The organism is Ciceribacter sp. L1K22, assembly GCF_017599385.1.
GTDB lineage: Bacteria > Pseudomonadota > Alphaproteobacteria > Rhizobiales > Rhizobiaceae > Allorhizobium.
The window spans coordinates 648,679-668,704 of record NZ_JAGFPK010000001.1; the positions used below are offsets into that span (position 1 = coordinate 648,679).

21 protein-coding genes are annotated in these 20,026 nt (G+C 60.7%); 12 read left to right on the forward strand and 9 right to left on the reverse strand.

Annotated features, from left to right (window positions below; all coding sequences use genetic code 11):
* Positions 1–28 precede the first annotated feature (28 nt).
* Entirely contained in the window at positions 29–1,087 is a 1,059-nt protein-coding gene (locus J5J09_RS03175; protein ID WP_208548246.1) for a right-handed parallel beta-helix repeat-containing protein, read from the forward strand.
* Positions 1,088–1,112: 25 nt separating this feature from the next.
* On the opposite strand, the gene pyrF is transcribed toward J5J09_RS03175, so the two are convergent.
* The 4 genes from pyrF to dnaN form a co-directional block, all read right to left on the reverse strand.
* Positions 1,113–1,805, reverse strand: a complete 693-nt coding sequence (gene pyrF, locus J5J09_RS03180; protein ID WP_208548247.1) for an orotidine-5'-phosphate decarboxylase — start codon at positions 1,803–1,805, stop codon at positions 1,113–1,115.
* Positions 1,784–2,392 carry a histidine phosphatase family protein gene (locus tag J5J09_RS03185; RefSeq protein WP_208548248.1) on the reverse strand — a complete coding sequence of 203 codons (609 nt, stop codon included), beginning with the start codon at positions 2,390–2,392 and terminating at the stop codon, positions 1,784–1,786. Before J5J09_RS03185 ends, pyrF begins: the two co-directional genes overlap by 22 nt.
* Before the next feature lie 9 nt (positions 2,393–2,401).
* A complete protein-coding gene (gene pmtA, locus J5J09_RS03190) occupies positions 2,402–2,995 on the reverse strand; it encodes a phospholipid N-methyltransferase PmtA (protein ID WP_208548249.1) in 594 nt (197 codons plus the stop codon).
* Between the two features lie 111 nt (positions 2,996–3,106).
* Positions 3,107–4,225, reverse strand: coding sequence for a DNA polymerase III subunit beta (dnaN, locus tag J5J09_RS03195; RefSeq protein ID WP_208548250.1), 1,119 nt, complete (start codon positions 4,223–4,225; stop codon positions 3,107–3,109).
* A 243-nt stretch (positions 4,226–4,468) separates the two neighbouring features.
* Here dnaN and rsmI point away from each other — a divergent pair, with 243 nt between their 5' ends.
* The 9 genes from rsmI to J5J09_RS03240 all read left to right on the forward strand — a co-directional run bounded on the left by rsmI (position 4,469) and on the right by J5J09_RS03240 (position 13,469).
* On the forward strand, positions 4,469–5,398 hold the full coding sequence (gene rsmI / locus J5J09_RS03200; RefSeq protein WP_348646409.1) for a 16S rRNA (cytidine(1402)-2'-O)-methyltransferase: 930 nt from the start codon (positions 4,469–4,471) through the stop codon (positions 5,396–5,398).
* Positions 5,382–5,750 (forward strand): YraN family protein, encoded by a 369-nt coding sequence (locus J5J09_RS03205; protein ID WP_208548252.1) that lies wholly within the window; start codon positions 5,382–5,384, stop codon positions 5,748–5,750. The genes rsmI and J5J09_RS03205 overlap by 17 nt, the downstream gene beginning before the upstream one ends.
* A 123-nt stretch (positions 5,751–5,873) precedes the next feature.
* Positions 5,874–7,172, forward strand: a complete 1,299-nt coding sequence (locus tag J5J09_RS03210; RefSeq protein ID WP_208548253.1) for an extracellular solute-binding protein — start codon at positions 5,874–5,876, stop codon at positions 7,170–7,172.
* 69 nt (positions 7,173–7,241) lie between these two features.
* A complete protein-coding gene (locus J5J09_RS03215) occupies positions 7,242–8,123 on the forward strand; it encodes an ABC transporter permease subunit (protein WP_208548254.1) in 882 nt (293 codons plus the stop codon).
* A gap of 10 nt (positions 8,124–8,133) precedes the next feature.
* On the forward strand, positions 8,134–8,976 hold the full coding sequence (gene ugpE / locus J5J09_RS03220) for a sn-glycerol-3-phosphate ABC transporter permease UgpE (protein ID WP_208548255.1): 843 nt from the start codon (positions 8,134–8,136) through the stop codon (positions 8,974–8,976).
* A gap of 14 nt (positions 8,977–8,990) precedes the next feature.
* Positions 8,991–10,109 carry a sn-glycerol-3-phosphate import ATP-binding protein UgpC gene (locus J5J09_RS03225; protein ID WP_208548256.1) on the forward strand — a complete coding sequence of 373 codons (1,119 nt, stop codon included), beginning with the start codon at positions 8,991–8,993 and terminating at the stop codon, positions 10,107–10,109.
* Positions 10,110–10,218: 109 nt separating this feature from the next.
* Positions 10,219–10,719, forward strand: a complete 501-nt coding sequence (locus J5J09_RS03230) for a cupin domain-containing protein (protein WP_208548257.1) — start codon at positions 10,219–10,221, stop codon at positions 10,717–10,719.
* A gap of 97 nt (positions 10,720–10,816) precedes the next feature.
* Entirely contained in the window at positions 10,817–11,776 is a 960-nt protein-coding gene (gshB, locus tag J5J09_RS03235; protein WP_208548258.1) for a glutathione synthase, read from the forward strand.
* A gap of 160 nt (positions 11,777–11,936) precedes the next feature.
* The gene (locus J5J09_RS03240) at positions 11,937–13,469 is read left to right on the forward strand and encodes a YifB family Mg chelatase-like AAA ATPase (protein WP_208548259.1); all 1,533 of its coding nucleotides are present in this window, start codon (positions 11,937–11,939) and stop codon (positions 13,467–13,469) included.
* A gap of 29 nt (positions 13,470–13,498) precedes the next feature.
* Here J5J09_RS03240 and J5J09_RS03245 read toward each other — a convergent pair whose 3' ends face one another.
* From J5J09_RS03245 to J5J09_RS03255, 3 genes are all read right to left on the reverse strand, one after another.
* On the reverse strand, positions 13,499–14,542 hold the full coding sequence (locus J5J09_RS03245; protein ID WP_208548260.1) for an HWE histidine kinase domain-containing protein: 1,044 nt from the start codon (positions 14,540–14,542) through the stop codon (positions 13,499–13,501).
* 113 nt (positions 14,543–14,655) lie between these two features.
* On the reverse strand, positions 14,656–15,624 hold the full coding sequence (gene cysK / locus J5J09_RS03250) for a cysteine synthase A (protein ID WP_208548261.1): 969 nt from the start codon (positions 15,622–15,624) through the stop codon (positions 14,656–14,658).
* A gap of 103 nt (positions 15,625–15,727) precedes the next feature.
* Entirely contained in the window at positions 15,728–16,345 is a 618-nt protein-coding gene (locus tag J5J09_RS03255; RefSeq protein WP_208548262.1) for a LysE family translocator, read from the reverse strand.
* Between the two features lie 127 nt (positions 16,346–16,472).
* Here J5J09_RS03255 and J5J09_RS03260 point away from each other — a divergent pair, with 127 nt between their 5' ends.
* Positions 16,473–17,105: a LysE family translocator gene (locus tag J5J09_RS03260; protein WP_208548263.1), complete on the forward strand. Its 633-nt coding sequence runs from the start codon at positions 16,473–16,475 to the stop codon at positions 17,103–17,105.
* Positions 17,106–17,116: 11 nt separating this feature from the next.
* On the opposite strand, the gene dut is transcribed toward J5J09_RS03260, so the two are convergent.
* A complete protein-coding gene (gene dut / locus J5J09_RS03265) occupies positions 17,117–17,590 on the reverse strand; it encodes a dUTP diphosphatase (RefSeq protein ID WP_208548264.1) in 474 nt (157 codons plus the stop codon).
* A gap of 90 nt (positions 17,591–17,680) precedes the next feature.
* On the opposite strand from dut, the gene J5J09_RS03270 reads away from it, so the two are divergent.
* On the forward strand, positions 17,681–19,264 hold the full coding sequence (locus tag J5J09_RS03270; RefSeq protein ID WP_208548265.1) for a peptide chain release factor 3: 1,584 nt from the start codon (positions 17,681–17,683) through the stop codon (positions 19,262–19,264).
* 3 nt (positions 19,265–19,267) lie between these two features.
* Here J5J09_RS03270 and J5J09_RS03275 read toward each other — a convergent pair whose 3' ends face one another.
* The gene (locus J5J09_RS03275; RefSeq protein ID WP_208548266.1) at positions 19,268–19,936 is read right to left on the reverse strand and encodes an HAD-IA family hydrolase; all 669 of its coding nucleotides are present in this window, start codon (positions 19,934–19,936) and stop codon (positions 19,268–19,270) included.
* Between the last annotated feature and the right edge of the window lie 90 nt (positions 19,937–20,026).

Genomic DNA, 20,026 nt, shown 5'->3' on the forward strand with positions numbered 1-20,026 from the left:
CAGATCGATTGCGTCCATGGAGAACCCGTTGAAAACCCTGACCGCACCCTCCACCCTTCCTCTGATGCTGTTGGCATGCGCAGCGGCGATCGCATCCTATGTCGGCTTCCCGACCGATGCGAAAGCCGAGGCTTGCGACGCGGCTTTTTACGACAAGCTGCGCAGCCCGCCGAAGGGCAAGGATGACCGTGTCGTCGTCAAGTGCGACATCAAGCTGAAACCCGAGGATGTCATCACGCGTAAGCTGGTTTTCGCGGGCGAGGCAGCGTCGGGACTGACGCTCGATTGCCGCGGCGCGACGCTCGGCAGTACCAAGCTCAAATATGGGGGCAGCGCCCCCACGCTCCTTGTGAGGTCGCAAAAGCTGAAGGATGGCTCCGGCTGGAGTGTTCCTCGCGACATAACCATCAGGAACTGCAAGATTATCGGGAATGTCCGTCTAACCGGTCTCGGGCCGAACGGCGAAGCGGAGGAAGTCCGGAAATCGTCTCTCAAACGAAACCATACGGCAAACGCCCAGTCGAACGCGCCGACTGGCATAGTTCTGGACAGGATCACGCTGACTTCGACCGGAGGGATTCCGCTTTATTTCGGGCCGGGTGTCACGCGTTCCTCGGTCCTCGATTCGACATTCCGCGGCAAATCCTCGAAGACCGCCATCTACCTTGACGCCGAGTCTGCCGAAAACGTCATCTCTGGCAATCGTTTCGCAATGAAAGTCGGCCGGGAGATGATCGCGATCGACGGCTCGGCACGAAATGTGATTTCTGGAAATACCTTTGAAAACCCTGAAAAGGGTGGCGTGTTCGTCTATCGCAACTGCGGTGAAGGCGGAACCATCCGCCACCAGGAGCCGCGCAACAATCGCATTGTCGACAACCGTTTCATCTACAAGTCCAGCATTATTGCCTACCCGGCGATCTGGTTGAACCAGCGCGATGTCGGCAAATGGTATTGCGAACCCAATCCGAAATACCCCTTCGGCAGCAGCCTGGATCCGCGAGACCGGGCGATCGACAATGTGGTCGGCGGTAACAGTTTCGAGGGCGCCCTGTCGCCGATGGTGGTGAATACAGAGCGGAAATGAACGGGTGAAACGGTGCAAGCCGGTGCTAGAGAACCTCCGCCATTTCGGCAAGAATATCGAGTGCGGCTTGTTTCGGATCGGCGGCTTTGACGATCGGACGGGCCACCACCAAGTGGCTCGATCCCGAACGCAGGGCTTCGGAAGGGGTCATAACGCGTTTCTGGTCGCCTTTCTCGGCTCCGGCCGGCCGGATGCCGGGCGTTACCACCGCGAGATCCGGACCGATAATGCGACGCACGGCCGAAACCTCTTCCGCGGAGCACACGATCCCGCCCATGCCGGCAGCCAATGCCTGTTCGGCCCGCCGTAGAACCAGCGTGTGCGGATCGTATTCATAACCGGCGTCCAAGAGGTCCTGCTCGTCCATCGACGTCAGCACGGTAACCCCTAGCAGGCAGAGGCCGGAACCTTCCGCCGCCGATACCGCCGCTTTCATGGCTTTCGGATAGGCATGCAGGGTCAGCATGGTCATGCCCATTTTGACGATGTTCTCGACGGCTGACGCGACCGTATTGTCGATGTCCAGGAGTTTCATGTCGAGAAACACCTGCTTGCCGTCCCGCGCGAGATCACGGGCAAATTCAAGGCCGCCCGCGAACGCTAGCTGGTAACCGATCTTGTAGAAGCCCACCGCGTTTCCGAGTGTGGATACGATCGCCTCGGCTTCGCCGACAGTCGGCAGGTCGAGCCCGACGATCAGTCTGTTCTTTGCGGCCATTTGTCGTTCTCCCGCCAGTTCTCGATGGGGGTCCAGTCGCACGAGAGGGAACGGTCCGCAAGGGAAAATGCGAAGAGATTGCCGCCGCCCCCAGGTTGATCGTGAGCACGGGAAATCGGAACGCCGGCCAGGTGGCATTTCAACAGTGTGCCGACCGCGCCATGGCCAACGAAGGCAATCGGGTGAGAGGCATCGTGGTTGTCGAGGACGGACATGACCTCGCGGACGATACGGCTCTGCGCATCGGCGGCGCGTTCCCAGCCGTGGAAGCTCTTGTCAGGATTGGCAAAGAACCAGTCGGCGGCCTCCTCGAATTCCGACGGCGCTAGAAAGCCGGTCGCCGACCGATCATTCTCATGCATTGCTTCCACGATCTCGACGTTGATGCCGGTCACCGACGCCAGGATCTCCGCCGTCTCGATCGCCTTGGTTTCCGCGCTGGACACAATACGACGCAATCGGCCCACCCACGGACGGTCCTTGATGGTGTTCGCGCGCGCCACGCCAACCTCGGAAAGGCCCCATAGCGGGACCGGCACGGTCGGATCAATCCGGACCTGTGGATGGGTGATGTAGAGGGCAACCATCGGAAAACCTTAGCCGCGACGGTAAATCCACAACTGGGCGGGCGGGATATTGCGCACGATAAAGTCGAAGTGCTGGATGTGGTAGCTGCCGGGCTTCGCCACCACGGGCGACACCGGACCATAGGTAATCTGCACGACCGGTCGTCCGGCCGGGATACGGTCTAGAAGCGACTCGAGCAACTCGACCCTCCGCGGCATCGGAAAGCTGAGAAGCGGCACGGCCGAAATGACGCTGTCGAACATCTGATCGTGACGCGTCCCCAGCGTCTTCTCGAGATCGAAAGCATCGCCGTGAATGAAGTTGACGCCCGGGTAGCTATCGACGAGATGCTGGTAGAAGTCGGCCGAATATTCGATCGATACGAGGTTCTCCGGCTTGATACCTTTGGCGAGAATCGCCTTCGTTATCACGCCCGTACCGGGACCGAGTTCAAGAACGGGAAGACCCGAACGGGTGTCGATCACGCTCGCCATCTTCCGGGCGGTGACAGAAGAAGTCGGAACAATCGCGCCAACTTGCTTGGGCCCCTGCATCATGCCCTTGAAGAAACGGATTTCCTCATCGAACTTTTTTTCGAACCGTTCCTTCAGGCGAAGCGCCATTGCTCTCTCCCTACCTTGACCAGCGGTTCATCCGCATAAGGCAATGTTGGCCTTGTTTGTCGCAAAAACAAGACCAAATGGCGCTGGGCGACAACTTTATGCCAGCATTAGCTACACGCGCATCGGCATCAGCACGTAAAGCGCGTCGTCGCCGGCGGTGTCGCGGATCAGGGTCGGCGAGCCGGCGTCCGCAAGCATGAAGATCGCGTCGTCTCCCGAAAGCTGGGCGGTAATGTCGAGCAGATACTTGGCGTTGAAGCCGATTTCCATCGCGTCGCTCTCGTACCCCACGGCAACTTCTTCGGTCGCGCTTCCGGAGTCAGGGTTATTGACGGTTAGGATAAGGTGTCCGTCGCTGAGAGCCAGCTTCACCGCGCGACCGCGCTCGGAAGAAATGGTCGACACGCGATCGACGGCCTGGGCAAAGGTCTGGCAATCGACGCGCATTTCCTTGTCATTGGCGGTGGGTATCACCCGCTGGTAGTCCGGGAACGTGCCATCGATCAGCTTCGAGGTGATCACCACCGAACCGATGGTGAAGCGGATCTTTGCGTCCGAGAGTTCGATGGTGATGACCAGATCCGGGTTGTCGATGAGCTTCTGCAGTTCGCCCACCGTCTTGCGTGGGATGATGATCCCCGGCATTCCTTCGGACCCGGATGGGGCCTCGACATCGGCACGCGCGAGACGGTGGCCGTCGGTCGCGACGGCGCGCAGCTTCAGCGCATTCTGGCTTTCAATCGTGTGTAGGAAGATACCATTGAGATAGTACCGCGTTTCCTCGGTCGAGATCGCGAACTGCGTGCGGTCGATCAGCATCTTGAGATCGCTGGCTTTCAGCTTGAAGGAGTGGCTGAAGCTGCCGGCAGTCAGATCCGGGAAATCGGCTTCCGGCAGGCACTGCAGCGAAAACTTGGATCGTCCGGATGCGACCGTCATGGATGACCCGTCCGGATTGGTCGACAGCAGGACTTCCGATCCATCCGAAAGCTTGCGCACGATTTCGTAGAGAAGATGCGCCGGTACGGTCGTTGCGCCAGCCTGTTCGACCATGGCCGGCGTCGCCTCGGTGATTTCGAGGTCGAGGTCCGTTGCCTTCATGTCAAGCTGCGCACCTTCTGCCCGAAGCAACACGTTCGACAGGATCGGGATGGTGTTGCGGCGCTCGACCACCCGATGCACGTGATTGAGCGACTTGAGAAGATTGGACCGTTCAAGAGTAATACGCATGAATGCTACCGCTTTCGACCTGAGCGGACCCACGGACGCGGGGCCTCGAATATTGCTGCCGGCCCATCCCGGCCGGACGATGTGGACGGGCAAAATGCCAGCAATTCCCTGAGAATTGCAAGGGCCTCGCTTTAGCCGCATGCCTGATACAGACAATTCTCCCGCCTATGCACAGAGGATGGCGGCCTTGCGTCGCGCATGACCCTCCAGCATAAAGGACTGAAGCTGCCCGGGACGATTGAAGTGAGTGTAACAGAAGACAAAGACGAGCGGCCCGCCGCTGCCCGGACTTATCGGGTAAACGACGTGGCCGTGGCCGCGCGCCCGATAGAAACAGCCCTTTATCTGGTGGCGACGCCGATCGGGAACCTCGGCGATATCACGCTGCGCGCATTGGAAACTCTGGCCGCAGCCGATGTGCTCGCCTGCGAGGATACGCGCGTCACGAGGGTTCTGCTCGATCGCTACGGCATCGCAACCCGGCCTTATGCCTACCACGAACACAATGCGGACGAGGTCGGCCCGAGGTTGATCGAGGCGCTCGCCGCTGGCAAATCCGTGGCGCTCGTGTCCGACGCCGGCACGCCGCTGGTGTCTGATCCCGGCTACAGGCTGGGACAGCTCGCAATCGAAGCCGGATACCGCGTCGTGCCAATACCCGGCGCGTCGGCGCCGCTCGCCGCGCTCGTCGGCTCCGGCCTCTCGAATGATACGTTCCTGTTCGCCGGCTTCCTCCCGACCAAGGACAAGGCGAAGCGCGATCGCCTTGAGGAATTGCGGCAGGTGCCCGGCACCCTGATCTTCTTCGAATCGCCCCATCGTATCGGCGCGACGCTGTCGGCAGCCGCTGATGTGCTGGGGGGAAGACGCCGCGCTGCCGTGTGCCGCGAACTGACGAAGACGTTCGAAGAGTTTCGGCGCGATACTCTTGCACAATTGGCGATGGATTATGCGGACAGGACGGTCAAGGGCGAGATTGTCCTGGTGATCGCTCCGCCGGATCCGCCACTGCCACCCGGCGAAAAGGACGTCGACGAACTGCTTCGTCGTCTTTCGTCCGACCTGTCGGTCGGAAAGGCGGCCTCCGAGGCTGCCCGACAGACCGGGCTGCCGCGGCGGGACCTTTATCAGCGGCTGATCGAGCTGAAGGACGATCATGCAGGCGGTCGATAACGGCGGACGGCGACGACGGGCAGAGCGGTGGGGCCACCTCGCCGAGTGGCTCGGAGCGCTTTTCCTGTTGTCGCGGGGCTACCGCATCCTGGCGCTGCGCTACAAGACGGGCCTTGGAGAAATCGATCTCGTGGTTCGCAAGGGCAATGTGATCGCCTTCGTCGAGGTGAAATCCCGTCGAACCCTGCAGGCCGCTGTGGATGCCGTGAACGAACCGACGAAGCGGCGGATCCGCGCTGCGAGTGACCTCTGGATCAGCCGGCGCCGCGACGCCCATCTCCTCGCACGCCGCTATGACATTCTGGCGATCAGGGCGTGGAGGCTGCCTGTTCACTTCAAGGATGCATTTTGACTCGGCACCGCCGTTCCGGCCGCGGCCGGGAATGTAATTTTTCTGTCACGAAAGTGTAATTCGGCCGTCACGCGACATGGCTATTGCCTCCGTGCCCCAACACTGGCGGAGAGGATTTTTCCCATGTTCAAGACTTTTTCCATGGCCGCGCTGGCCCTGTCCATGACCGCATCGACCACGCTTGCCGCGACCAACATCACCTGGTGGCACGGCATGGGTGGCCGTAACGGCGAAGTCATCAACGAAGTTTCCCAGAAGTTCAACGAATCGCAGAGCGAATGCGTTCTGACCCCGGTTTCCAAGGGCACTTACGAAGAAGCCCTGTCTGCCGGCATCGCCGCCTTCCGGTCGGGCGAACAGCCCAACATCCTGCAGGTGTTCGACGCCGGCGCGGCGACGATCATCAATGCCAAGGGCGCGACCATCCCTGCCGAGGACCTGATCAAGAACGCCGGGTTCGAATTCGATCGCGAAGCCTTCATCGAGGGCGTTCGCTATTTCTATGCTGATTCCGAGGGCAAGTTCGTCGGCATGCCGTTCAACTCGTCGGCGCCGATCATGTACATCAACACCGAAGCCCTTCAGAAGGCCGGTGTCGAGGCTCCCAAGACCTGGGAAGAGTTTGAAGCGATCGCGCCCAAGCTCAAGGAAGCCGGCTACACCCCCCTGGTTCAGGCCCAGCTGACCTGGCAGTTCACCGAGAACTTCTTCTCCCGTCATAACCTGCAGTTCGCCTCGAACAACAACGGCTATGACAGCGTCGTCGATACGACCATCAACGTCACCGACCCGAACCACGTCATGATGTACGAAAAGCTGAAGGAGTGGTACGACGCCGGCTACTTCGGTTACTATGGTGCTGGCTGGAGCGACAACCAGAAGCCGTTCGAGGAAGGCAAGGTCGCCCTCTGGATCGGTTCGTCCGGCTCGTTCGGTGGTCTCCAGAAGACCGCGACGATGCCCTTCTCGGCAACCTTCCTGCCCTACTGGAAGTCGGTTCATCCGGAAGGCGTCCATACCTTCATCGGCGGCGCTGCCCTCTTCGCGATGGCCGGCAAGTCTGAAGCCGAGAACACCTGCACGGCGTCCTTCTTCCAGTTCCTGACCTCGCCGGAACTGCAGAAGTTCTACCACCAGGCCACCGGTTATGTCGCCATCACCAAGGCTGCCTATGAGCTTGCCAAGTCCGAAGGCTACTACGAGAAGACCCCGGTTGCCGAGGTTGGCATCCAGCAGCTTTCGCTGCCGGGCGCCGAGTGGGATAAGGGCTACCGTATGGGCTTCTACCCGCAGATCCGTTCGGTGATGGAGCGCGAATACAACCGCATCTTCGCCGGCGAGACCACGCCGAAGGAAGCCATGGAAACCATCAAGAAGGAAGCCGACGAGCTGCTCGCCCGCTTCGCCAAGACCGCCGGCTGATATCAGTCGCCTGTCCAGTCCTGAATCCCGGGGGCGAAAGCTCCCGGGACTTTCCTTGAGGGGTGTCCGATGAAGCGTGTCCAGTTCGACTCGCGCTATCTTCCGTACCTGTTCCTGCTGCCCCAGTTCGCGATCATCTCGATCTTCTTCTACTGGCCGTCGGTTCAGGCGATCCAATCGTCCTTCTACATCGAAGACCCTTTCGGCTTCGGCTCGAGCTTTGTTGGCCTGAGCAACTACATGGATGCGTTCGCGTCCGCCGAATATCGACGGATCGCGCTTTTCACGATCGCCTATAGCGTGATCGTCACGATTCTCGTGCTGTCTGTCGGCCTCCTTCTTGCGCTCAAGGCGGATGCGGTGATCCGCGGTCAATCGACCTACAAGACGCTTCTGATCGTCGTTTACGCCATCGCCCCGCCGGTCGCCGGTCTGATCGGCATGATGTTCTTTGACCAGCATATCGGACCATTCGTGAAGTTCGTGGCGCTGTTCGGCTGGGACATGAAGATCGGCCTGAACTATTTCGACACCGCCTTCGCCATGGTGATGATCGCGGTCTGGAACCAGATTCCCTACAACTTCATCTTCTTCCTGTCGGGGCTCCAGGGCATACCCGCTTCCGTCCGCGAGGCAGCCGCGATCGACTGCAGATCCGGCACGCGCCGGTTCTGGACGATCATTTTCCCGCTGCTGATGCCGACGGCCTTCTTCCTTCTGGTCATCAACATGACCTATTCGCTGTTCGACACTTTCGGCGTCATCGATGTCATCGTGAAGGACAAGCCGGCCAACAATCCGATCACGCTCGTCTACAAGGTCTACACCGACGGCTTCCGTGGCAACGATCTGGGCTCGTCCTCCGCCCAGTCGGTCATCCTGATGATTGTCGTTCTCGTGCTCACCATGATCCAGTTCCGCTTCATCGAGCGGCGCGTCCACTACGGTTGAGGGGCCGGTGATGTATCGTACAAAGTTTTTCGACCACCTGATCCTCATCGCCGGAGTCGTTCTGATGCTCGGGCCGATCGTGGTCGCCTTCATGACCTCCACCCACACCGCCGCCGAAATCCACACGAAGGGTCTGATGCTGACGCCGGGCGACAACCTGACGGAGACCTACGGAAAGGTTCTCTTCAGCAGTGGCGGCTTTACGGGCCAAGTGACCGGCCTGACGATGGCAGCCAATTCGCTCATCCTCGGTTTGGGCTTTGCAGTCGGCAAGATCGTGCTTTCGATGCTTGCGGCCTACGCCATAGTCTACTTTCGCTTTCGTTTCGCAACGCTGGCGTTCTGGCTGATCTTCACGACTCTGCTTCTGCCATTGGAGGTCCGGATCATGCCGACCTACAAGGTGATGAGCGACCTTGGCCTGCTCAACAGCTATACCGGCCTGATCCTCCCTTTGCTCGCGTCGGCGACGGGCACCTTCTTCTTCCGGCAGTTCTTCAAGTCCGTGCCGGAGGAACTTCTGGAGGCTGCCCGCATCGATGGCGCGGGGCCGTTCAAGTTCCTGATCGACGTGCTGGTGCCGCTGTCGCGGACAATGATCGCGGCCGTTTTCATCATCATGTTCGTCTATGGCTGGAACCAGTATCTCTGGCCGATGCTGATGACCACGGACGAGAGCTTCTACACCCTCATGCGCGGCATCAAGCAGATCCTGCAGGTCTGGGTCGGTTCTCAAATCCCCGATTACAACGAGGCCTTCGCCATGGCTGTGCTCGCAATGCTGCCGCCGATCGTGGTGGTGGTGGTGTTCCAGAGCTGGTTCATCAAGGGCCTCACAGAAAGCGATAAATAGGAAAGGGCGCTCCCATGGCTTCCATAGACATCTCCAAGGTCTCGAAGGTCTATGACGGCGGCGTTCGCGCCGTGAAGGACATCGACATCTCGATCGCCGACGGCGAATTCATCGTGCTTGTGGGCCCATCCGGCTGCGGCAAGTCTACGCTGCTGCGCATGGTCGCGGGTCTAGAGAGCATCAGCGAGGGCACGGTCAGCATCGGCGATCGCGTCGTCAATCGCATCGACCCGGCAGATCGCGATATCGCCATGGTCTTCCAGAACTATGCGCTTTATCCGCACATGAGCGTTTACGACAATCTTGCCTACGGGCTGAAAAACCGGAAAACGCCGAAGAGCGAAATCCACGCACGCGTACAAGAGGCCGCGAAGATGCTGGAGATCGAGAAATATCTCGATCGTAAGCCGCGTGCGTTGTCGGGCGGTCAGCGGCAGCGGGTCGCAATGGGCCGTGCAATCGTCCGAAAGCCGGCCGTTTTCCTCTTCGACGAGCCGCTGTCGAACCTTGATGCGAAGCTGCGCGTCACGATGCGCGGCGAAATCCGCAAGCTCCAGCGCCGGCTCGGCACCACCGCGATCTATGTCACGCATGATCAGCTGGAGGCCATGACGCTTGCCGACCGGCTTGTGGTTTTGAACGGCGGACAGATCGAACAGATCGGCACGCCTCTCCAGGTCTATCATCGTCCGGCCTCGACCTTTGTGGCCGGCTTCATTGGCTCTCCGGCAATGAACCTGCTCAACGGACATGCGCACGGCTCGACAGTCTCGGTCGATGGGGTGGAACTCTCGCTTCCGGGACTTGAGGGATTGGAAGGTGAGGTGACCGTCGGCATTCGCGCGGAAGACCTGATGATCGATGCGGCTCCGGGCAATATCATGTTGCCGCTTGAGGTCGATCTGGTGGAGGAACTGGGTGCCAGTCGCCTTGTTCACGGCCTCCTGGGTGGCCAACCGCTCGCTGCGGTGCTGCCGATAGATGCCGAGATCACGGGGCGCATGGGGCTCGCTGTCGACCCGGCGCGCCTGCACTTCTTCGGCAAGGACGGTCGTCGCATCGATCGTGGCGACGCCAGCGTCGATATGAGCCGCGCCGTTCGCTCCACGCAACCGCTGATGCCAGCGCTCTAGGTCAGCTCCGTCTGACGGCCCGGATCGTTAAAATCCTACAGAAGGCATCGAGCCTTCCTTCACTCCTTTCGTGATAGTTTTTCACGGTTGAGCCAAGAGGGGAGAAACGATGGCTGTAAAGCTTTTGCTGGCGGGTATGGCAGGGGTGATGGCGGCAGGTTACGGTCGCATGCCGGTTGGCGGATCACCACCGTTGGTCACCGCGAATAGTCACGAGATGCATCTTGAGCCTGATCCGATCAATCCCGACTGGATCATTCGGGGAACGCCGGTCGCTCGTATGTCGCGACATTCCGAGAGCGAGGACAAGGCTGGCTGGACGGCGCTTTGGGATTGCACCGCAGGCGAGTTTCGCTGGTATTTCGGTTGGGACGAGACGGTTGTCATCCAGGAAGGCGAAGTTCTTGTCACAGCGGAAGACGGCACCCAGCGCCTCCTGCGTGCCGGCGACATAGCCTATTTCCGCGGCCGGACATGGGCCACCTGGCGTATCGATAACTACGTGCGGAAGGTTGCCTTCCTGCGGCGACCAATGCCGGCGGCCATAGCCGCGCTCTTCCGTCTCCGCGACGCCCTGCGCTCTGGTGGCCCTGCCACAATCGGTGGCTGAGGCGCTTCGGCAACGGCCTGGCGAAAGAACGGCCGCTGCCGTTGCCATCACACGGAAGCCATCCTAAATCAGGGTGGCTTTCAACGAGGGGCGGCGCATGGCCAAGATCAAAAACGTGGCGGTCCAGATGGACCATGTCTCCGGCATCAATATAGCGGGGGATTCCACCTTCGCCATGAGCCTTGAGGCTCAGGCTCGCGGCTACCGGCTGTTTCATTACACGCCGGATCGCCTGTCGATGCGCGATGGCAAGGTGTACGCCACCGCCGAGCCCATGGAGTTGCAGGACGAGAAGGGCAATCATTTTACTCTGGGTGAGCCTGAACGAGTCGATCTTTCGACCATGGACGTCGTCCTGCTCCGCCAAGACCCGCCCTTCGACATGGCCTACATTACCTCCACTCATATGCTGGAACGCCTTCAACCGAAGACGCTGGTTGTCAACGATCCTGCATGGGTGCGGAATTCTCCGGAGAAAATCTTCGTCACCGAGTTTGCTGACCTCATGCCGGCAACGCTGATTACCCGTGATCCAGCAGAGATCGCGCGCTTCCGCCAGGAGATGGGCGACATCATCTTGAAGCCGCTCTACGGCAATGGCGGTGCGGGTGTGTTCCACTCGACACGGGATGACCGCAACTTTTCATCCCTGATGGAAATGTTCCACCAGATGTTCCGCGAGCCCTTTATCGCTCAGGCTTATCTGCCTGCGGTGCGCAAGGGGGACAAGCGCATTATCCTTGTGGACGGGGAGCCGGTCGGAGCGATCAATCGCGTTCCTGCCGAACATGATAGCCGATCGAATATGCATGTTGGTGGCAGGGCGGAGGCCACAGAGCTAACGGCGCGGGAAAAGGAAATCTGCAGCCGCATTGGCCCGGCGCTTCGCGAGCGAGGCTTCCTTCTGGTCGGTATCGACGTCATTGGCGACTATATGACCGAGATCAATGTGACGTCCCCCACTGGAATTCGTGAGGTGAAGAAGTTCGGTGGGGCGGATATCGCAGCGCTTCTTTGGGATGCCATCGATCGCAGGCACAATCGTCCGCCCGCATAACCTGATCCGCTTTCGTTCTGCATTTACAACCGGTTGCAACCGGGCGGCGATTTTCTCGCGCTTTGTTCGCTGAATGTTCTTGTCTGTCGGCGAGAGTCGTGCCAATCTCTCATTGCACGCGATGGATGTAGGGTGCGTGCGGGGACCGAGGGGGCAGGCGATGGTAGCTCGTGTCAGCACGGTGGCGTTTCAGGGCATTGAAGGCGTTCCGGTGGAAGTCCAGGTGATGGTGGCGCCGGGAAAGATCAACATGCATATCGTCGGGCTTCCCGATAAGGCGGTGGCCGAAAGCCGCGAGCGTGTGCAGGCGGCCCTGCACGCCTCGGGACTTGCTTTGCCCGCCAAAAAAGTGACGATCAATCTGGCGCCGGCAGACCTCCCGAAAGAGGGATCCCATTTCGATCTGCCGATCGCGCTAGGATTGATGGCGGCTCTTGGTGCGATCCCGGCGGACGCTCTGGGCGGCTATGTCGTCATCGGTGAGCTCAACCTTGATGGCACGATAGCCCCCGTTGCAGGTGCATTGCCGGCGGCGATCGCCGCCAACGCCATGGACAAAGGTCTGATCTGCCCGGCCGAAAGCGGACCCGAGGCAGCCTGGGCCGGTTCTGACATCGACATTCTCGCACCGCGCAGCCTGATTGGCCTTGCCAACCATTTTCGTGGAACACAGGTTCTGTCGCGACCGGAGCCGGCGGTAAGGACCAGCCCCGCCAACTTGCCTGACCTCGCTGACATCAAGGGTCAGGAAAGCGCAAAGCGCGCTCTGGAAGTCGCGGCGGCCGGAGGACATAACCTTTTGATGGTGGGACCGCCAGGTTCGGGGAAATCCATGTTGGCGGCGCGCCTGCCATCGATCCTCCCGCCGCTGTCGCCCGCGGAGCTGCTCGAGGTATCGATGGTGCACTCGATCGCCGGGCAGTTGTCGGGCGGCAAGCTTTCTGACCGAAGACCCTTCAGGACGCCGCACCATTCCGCCACCATGGCGGCGCTTGTCGGCGGCGGCCTACGGGCAAAGCCGGGCGAGGCATCGCTGGCCCATCACGGCATTCTTTTCCTCGACGAGTTTCCGGAATTCACGCCGCAAGTGCTGGACGCGCTTCGACAGCCCCTGGAGACCGGCGAATGCGTGATCGCCAGAGCCAATCACCGCGTCAGCTATCCGGCGGGATTCCAGTTGGTGGCAGCCATGAACCCCTGCCGATGCGGCATGGCTGGCGAACCTGGCCATACCTGCGCTAGGGGACCTCGCTGTCAGTCGGACTATCAGGCGCGCATCTCCGGACCGTTGATGGACCGCATCGACATCCGCATCGACGTGCCGGCCGTCTCGGCCGCCGATCTCATCAGGCCGAAGCCGGCGGAGCCGAGCGCCGACGTCGCACGTCGGGTGGCCACGGCGCGTGAGCGTCAACGCGAGCGGTATTCCGTCGCCGGTGCCTCCACCGTGCTTGTCAATGCAAAGGCGTCTACCGCGCAGATTGAGAAGCTGGCGGAAATTGACACGGGAGGTCTTCAGTTATTGAGGGATGCGGCCGAGAAATTCCAGTTCTCCGCACGCGGGTATCATCGGGTGCTGAAAGTGGCGCGAACGCTCGCGGATCTGGACGGCTCGGATAAGCTGGGGCGGATTCATCTGGCCGAGGCGATTTCCTATCGTATCCCGGCCGAAAGGCTCGTCGCCGCAGCCTGACGTGAGTACATTTCGTCCCGCGCCGATCTTCAACTGGCTTTGTCGGTGCCCAGCATGTCGAGCGGCAGTGTCAGGCGAACGGTGACGCCACTGGGCGGGAAAGCGATTTCTGTCCGTCCCCGAACGCCCGCGACAACCCGTTGAATGAGAGTGGAGCCGAAACCACCTGTTCCAGATTGCGGCGCGATCGGCACGGGTCCGCCTGTCTCCAACCACTCGATGACAAGCTGACCCGTCTGGTCATCGGAGGCATCGAGCACATGCCACTTCAGGGCGAGATGGCCGTCGTTAACGCTGAGCGCGCCATACTTCGCGGCGTTCGTTCCCAATTCGTGCAGGATCAGACTCAGGATGACAACGGTCTGGCCGCCGACCGGGACCCTTGGACCGGAAGCGGAAAAACGCGACGTACCGACCACCGCAAACGGCTCCAGCGCCTGGAAGATAACGCTCTGCAACGAGGCATCCTCGCCTTCGCGAAGGCCGCGCAGCAGGAGGTTCGACCGCCCTAGCGCGTTCAGGCGCTCGCGCAGGCGCGCCGCCAGTTCCTCGGCGCTCGATGCGTGTTTAAGCGACAGGCTGATGATCGCGTTGATGGTGGCGAAGATGTTCTTGAGCCGGTGATCGAGCTCCTGCGCCATCACCTCCTGGCGGTCGGCGAGCCGCTGGATCTCCTCCCGCGCATCGATTTCGACACGATAGGCGCGCATCACCAGATAGATCAGGGTCAGATCGGTGACGATGACGAAAAGATAGAGCCCCATTGCAAGAAGTGTACCGGCTGATACGTCGAAGCGACCGGGACTTATGAAGAAATACCAGGCCGATATCCCGGAGAGGACCGCCACCAGCAGTCCCTGGCGAACGCCGAATACGAACCCGCAGATAACGACGGCGGGAAAGAACGTGAGGAAAGGAAAGCCGACGGGTAGGACCGGGTCGAACCAGTGTCGCACGGCGAGGGCAATACCGAAAACCACGAGGCTCGCGACGTATGTCAGGATCGTGCCGGTTTTCGACAACCGGTTCTGAACGGAGGCAAAGGCCGGCAAGGAATAGAGAAAAGCGCGCATGGCCTCGGAGATACGTATCAACTATCGAAGAACAGTGTAATTACCCGACACCCCCTTGAACCGCAATGCACTGCCGAAAGGGCGGGAAACAGGTTCCCGCCCCTTGCCGCTTGTCAGTCGCCGAGGCCTGCGAACAGTGCCGTGGACAGGTAACGTTCAGCGAAGGAGGGAATGATGACCACGATCGACTTGCCGGCGTTCTCCTCCCGCTGCCCAACCCGGATCGCCGCAGTCAGCGCTGCTCCCGATGAAATGCCGACCGGAACACCTTCAAGGCGGGCGACCAGTCTCGCGGCTTCGAACGCCTCGTCATTCGTGACGGTGACGACCTCGTCATAGACTTTGGTGTCGAGAATGGCGGGCGCGAAACCTGCGCCGATACCCTGGATCTTGTGCGGCCCCGGATTGCCGCCGGACAACACCGCACTGTCTGCCGGCTCAACGGCAACGACCTTGATGGACGGCTTCCTGGCCTTTAGAACCTGGCCTGTACCGGTAATCGTTCCACCTGTCCCGATACCGGAGACCAGAATGTCGATCGCGCCGTCCGTGTCGTTCCAGATCTCTTCCGCGGTCGTCTTGCGGTGGATCTCAGGGTTGGCCGGGTTCTCGAACTGTTGCGGGATAACGGCGTCCGGTGTGGTCTCGGCCAGTTCCTGAGCCTTGGCGATCGCTCCCTTCATGCCCTTCGGCCCTTCGGTCAGAACCAGTTCCGCGCCGAGCAGCGCGAGCATCTTGCGACGTTCCATCGACATCGTCTCCGGCATCGTCAGGATCAGTCGATATCCCTTGGCCGCTGCAGCGAAGGCAAGCGCGATGCCCGTATTGCCGGAGGTCGGTTCGATAAGCGTCGTCTTGCCGGGCGATATCTTGCCCTGCGCCTCCAGGCTCTCCAGCATCGCGACCCCGATCCGGTCCTTCACCGAGGCGATCGGGTTGAAGAATTCCAGCTTTGCCAGCAGGTGGGCCTTGACGCCCTTCTCCCGCGCAAGCTTGTCCAACCTGACAATCGGTGTGTCGCCGATCGTTTCGGTGATCGAGGAATAAATCCTGCCCCTGCCGGGCTTTCTGGCTTCGCTCATGATGTTTCTCCCTGTCTGCCGTTTCGAGAGAACATAGGTGTAAACGGCGATTGTCGCCAGAACTCTGGTACCAGCCTTCAAGAGTAGGACGGAAAATGTTTGCTCAGGCAGCCTTTGCCGCGATGTAGGCTGCTGTCCCCGCAAGAATGCCCGCGGCTGATCGGTTCAGCGCCTGGAGTGCCGAAGGTCGTTTCAGCAACCCGCGAGCCTGAGCAGCGAGCAGAATATAGGGAAGCAAAACGGACATCAGGACGATGAAGGTTAGTCCGACGAGCATGACGCAATCCGCGGGCCCGATCGCTTCCAACGGCAAGAGCGTCGGCACGAGCGCGACGTAGAACAACATGGTTTTCGGGTTGCCGAGGGTTACCAGGAGCCCGGACAGAAAGGACATCCAAGGGTTCGTCGCGCGTTCCGCCTTGATATCCTGCGGCAAAAGGCCGGCGGTCCAGAGCTTCCATGCGATATAGACGAGGTAGAGAACGCCAAGAAATTTGATGATGACGAAGGGGAGTACGAACGTCTTCGCGACAAGGGCAAGCCCCAGGATTACGGCGGTGAGGTAGATCAGGTCGCCGAGAATGAGGCCCAAGCCCATGAAGAAGGTAGGCCGAAAGCCTGAACCAAGCGCGCGTGCCACGATCGCGGTCATCCCGGGTCCCGGGATGGCTGCCGCGATGAACAATGCCCCGCAATAGGCGACAATCGTGGTCAACGTCATGGTGATGCTCCTCTCTCACGGCGTTCCTAAAACGCCTTACGGAAACTTGCAACGGTGACAACTTCGCCCGTTGCGGGGGAGAGAGCAAACGCCGTCTATTCGGCCGACGCTCCTATCGGGTCTTTACATGCCAAGTTTTCCGACTTTTCTCGCCTTCGGCCTCATCTGTCTCGGCATGGTGCTGACACCGGGGCCCAACATGATCTATCTGGTCTCTCGTTCGATTTGTCAGGGATCGCTGGCAGGGCTTATCTCGCTTGGGGGCGTGGCGCTCGGCTTTGTCGTCTACATGCTGTCATCGGCGGTCGGGATCACCGTTCTCCTGCTCGCGGTACCGCTTGCCTTCGAAGCGCTGAAGATCGCGGGTGCGCTCTACCTGGGTTGGCTGGCGTGGCAGGTTTTGAAGCCTGGCGGACGCTCGCCCTTTCAGGTGCGGGACTTACGAAAGGACCCGCCGCGCCGCTTGTTCGTCATGGGTCTGGTTACCAGCCTGCTGAACCCGAAGGTGGCAGTTCTTTATCTGTCCTTGCTGCCGCAGTTCCTCGATCCGTCGCGCGGTAGCGTCTTCCTGCAGTCCATCGTGCTAGGCTTCACCCAGATCACCATCAGCGTGTCCGTGAATGCCACCATTGCCGCCATGGCCGGAAGGATCGCGATTTTCCTCGCGCGGCATCTGTTCTGGATCGTGATCCAGCGATGGTTGATGGGCACGGTTCTCGCTGGTCTTGCCTTGCGGATGGCGCTGGAGGTTCGGCGCTAAGGCAGTTTTCTTCAGGCTGTGCCGGTTGAGCCAAAGCCGCCTGCGCCTCGCACAGTCTCGGTCGCCGAAGTAACCTCGCTGACGGCCGCCTGAACGACAGGCGCGATCACCATCTGGGCAATCCGCATGCCTCTGATGACAGTGAAGTCCTCGTCTCCGAGGTTCACCAGCAGAACCTTTACTTCCCCACGATAGTCGCTGTCGATCGTACCCGGCGTGTTGAGACAGGTTATGCCGTTCTTGAAGGCGAGGCCCGAGCGCGGCCTGATCTGTATCTCATAACCCGCCGGTATCTCGAAGACGAAGCCACTCGGCACCAGGGCGCGCTTGCCAGGAGCGATCACCAACGGCTCTCCGTCCGGCACCGCGGCGCGAACGTCCATGCCGGCAGCGCCCGCTGTTTCGTAAGACGGAAGATCCAGTCCCGCGCCGTGGGGCAGCCGGACGAGTTTCAGGGTGGGGCGAACGTCATGTTGAATGCTCATGATGCCATGTTCCCGGTCGGGTTCGTCGAGGTCAATTGCAATAAGACCGTTTAGTCGCTAGATAGCCGGCAACTCACAGGATTCATGCACATGGCCGAAACGCTCGCAGAGGCGGTCTCCCGCCGCCGCACCTTTGCTATTATCGCGCACCCGGATGCCGGTAAGACGACGCTCACCGAAAAGCTGTTGCTGTTCGGCGGCGCCATCCAGCTCGCCGGCGAAGTGAAGGCCAAGAAGGATCGTATCCAGACCCGGTCCGACTGGATGAAGATCGAGCGCGAGCGCGGCATTTCTGTCGTCACCTCGGTCATGACGTTCGAGTATGACGGAAACGTCTTCAACATCCTCGACACCCCCGGGCACGAGGACTTCGCCGACGACACCTATCGCACGCTCACGGCGGTGGATGCGGCCGTCATGGTCATCGATGCCGCAAAGGGTATCGAGCCCCGGACTCTGAAGTTGTTCGAAGTCTGCCGCATGCGCGATATCCCGATCATCACCTTCGTCAACAAGATGGACCGCGAGAGCCGTGATCCCTTCGAGATCCTGGACGAGGTCGAGGAAAAGCTGGCGCTCGATACCGCGCCGATCACATGGCCGGTTGGCCGCTCCAAGACCTTCTGCGGCTCCTATCATCTGGCGAACAATACCTTCCGCGGCAACGATGCCCAGGTCGAGCCGCTGCCGGTCAACGGTCCGCAGAGCGTTGCTGACAATCTGCCGGAGAACGAGCGCCAAGCGTTCATCGACGAGCTTGAACTCGCCCGAGAAGCCTGCCGCCCGTTCGATCGCCAGAGCTTTCTCGAAGGGCACATGACGCCGGTGTTCTTCGGATCGGCCTTGCGCAATTTCGGCGTTCGCGACCTGATCAACGCGCTGGGGGACTTCGCGCCTCCGCCGCGCGACCAGGTGGCAGATATCCGCAAGGTCCATGCGAACGAAGACAAGATGACGGCCTTCGTCTTCAAGATCCAGGCGAACATGGACCCCAACCACCGTGACCGCATCGCCTTCGCCCGCATCTGCTCGGGCAAGCTTGAGCGGGGCATGAAGGCGCGACTGTCGCGCACCGGAAAACAACTCGGCCTGACGGCGCCACAGTTCTTCTTCGCCTCGCAGCGACAGCTAGCGGACACGGCCTATGCCGGCGACGTCGTCGGCATTCCGAACCACGGAACGCTCAGGATCGGCGATACGCTGACCGAGGGCGAGCCGCTGGTCTTCCAGGGCGTACCCAACTTCGCGCCGGAAATCCTCCGTCGCGTGCGCCTTGAAGACGCGATGAAGGCGAAGAAGCTGAAGGAAGCGCTGCAGCAGATGGCGGAGGAGGGCGTCGTTCAGCTCTTCTCTCCCGAGGACGGCTCGCCAGCCATCGTCGGTGTGGTCGGAGCGCTGCAGCTCGACGTTCTGAAGGAGCGTCTGTCGGCCGAATACGGCCTGCCGGTGTCCTTCGAAATCGCCCGCTTTTCGGTGTGCCGCTGGATTTCGGCGGAACAGCCGGCAGAGCTTGAGAAGTTCATCACCCAGCGTCGTGGTGATATCTGCCGCGACCTCGATGGCGATCCCGTCTTCATGGCGCAGGATACCTTCTCGCTCCGCTACGAGGCCGAGCGCTATCCGGCGATCAAGATGGTCGCCATCAAGGAGTATCAGGTCGCGAAAGCGGCCTGATGCTCAAGCGCGTCGTGCAGGCCGCAACATACCGTCTGCATCTATATCGACAGTAAGTTCCTCGTAGCTCGCAATCGTCGGATGACGGGTCGCTAGTGCATGGCTGTGGGTTGCAGTCACCACCATGACGTCAGCGCCGGCTGCCTCGCCGGCAAGAACGCCGGCCATTACGTCCTCGAACACCAGGCATTGTGCGGGCTCGGCACCGATGCGGCTCGCGCCGAGCCGGTAACCGGCCGGATCGGGCTTGCCGAGCGTGACATCCTCGGCCGTGACGATCACCGACGGTTGCGGAAGACCGGCGGCTTCGATACGGGCCCGGGCCAGCGCGATCGGCGCCGAGGTGACGATCGACCAGCGATCACGGGGCAGGGCATTCAGGAAATCGATCGCACCGGGTAGCGGCACGACACCTTCGACGTCCTCGATCTCTTCGCGTTCGATGACTAGGGCTTCTGCCTCAGCGTCGATCCCGGTGAGGCCGACGCCGCGGATCGTGTCGATGCCACGTTTGCCATGCATGGTCGGTAGGAAAGCCTCCACGTCGAGCCCGTGCCGTATCGCCCACCGGCTCCAGACCCGTTCCGCAGCGGCAATGGAGTTGAGCAGTGTCCCGTCCATGTCGAAAAGGAAACCGGCATAGCTCCGGCTGAAGACGGTCTGGTCGGTCATGGAGTGATCCTTGCGGTAGGAGAGGCAGGTTCGGAACTAACCCGGTTTCGATGCGCGCGGCAACGTGTTCGCGCTAGCAACCGCAACGGG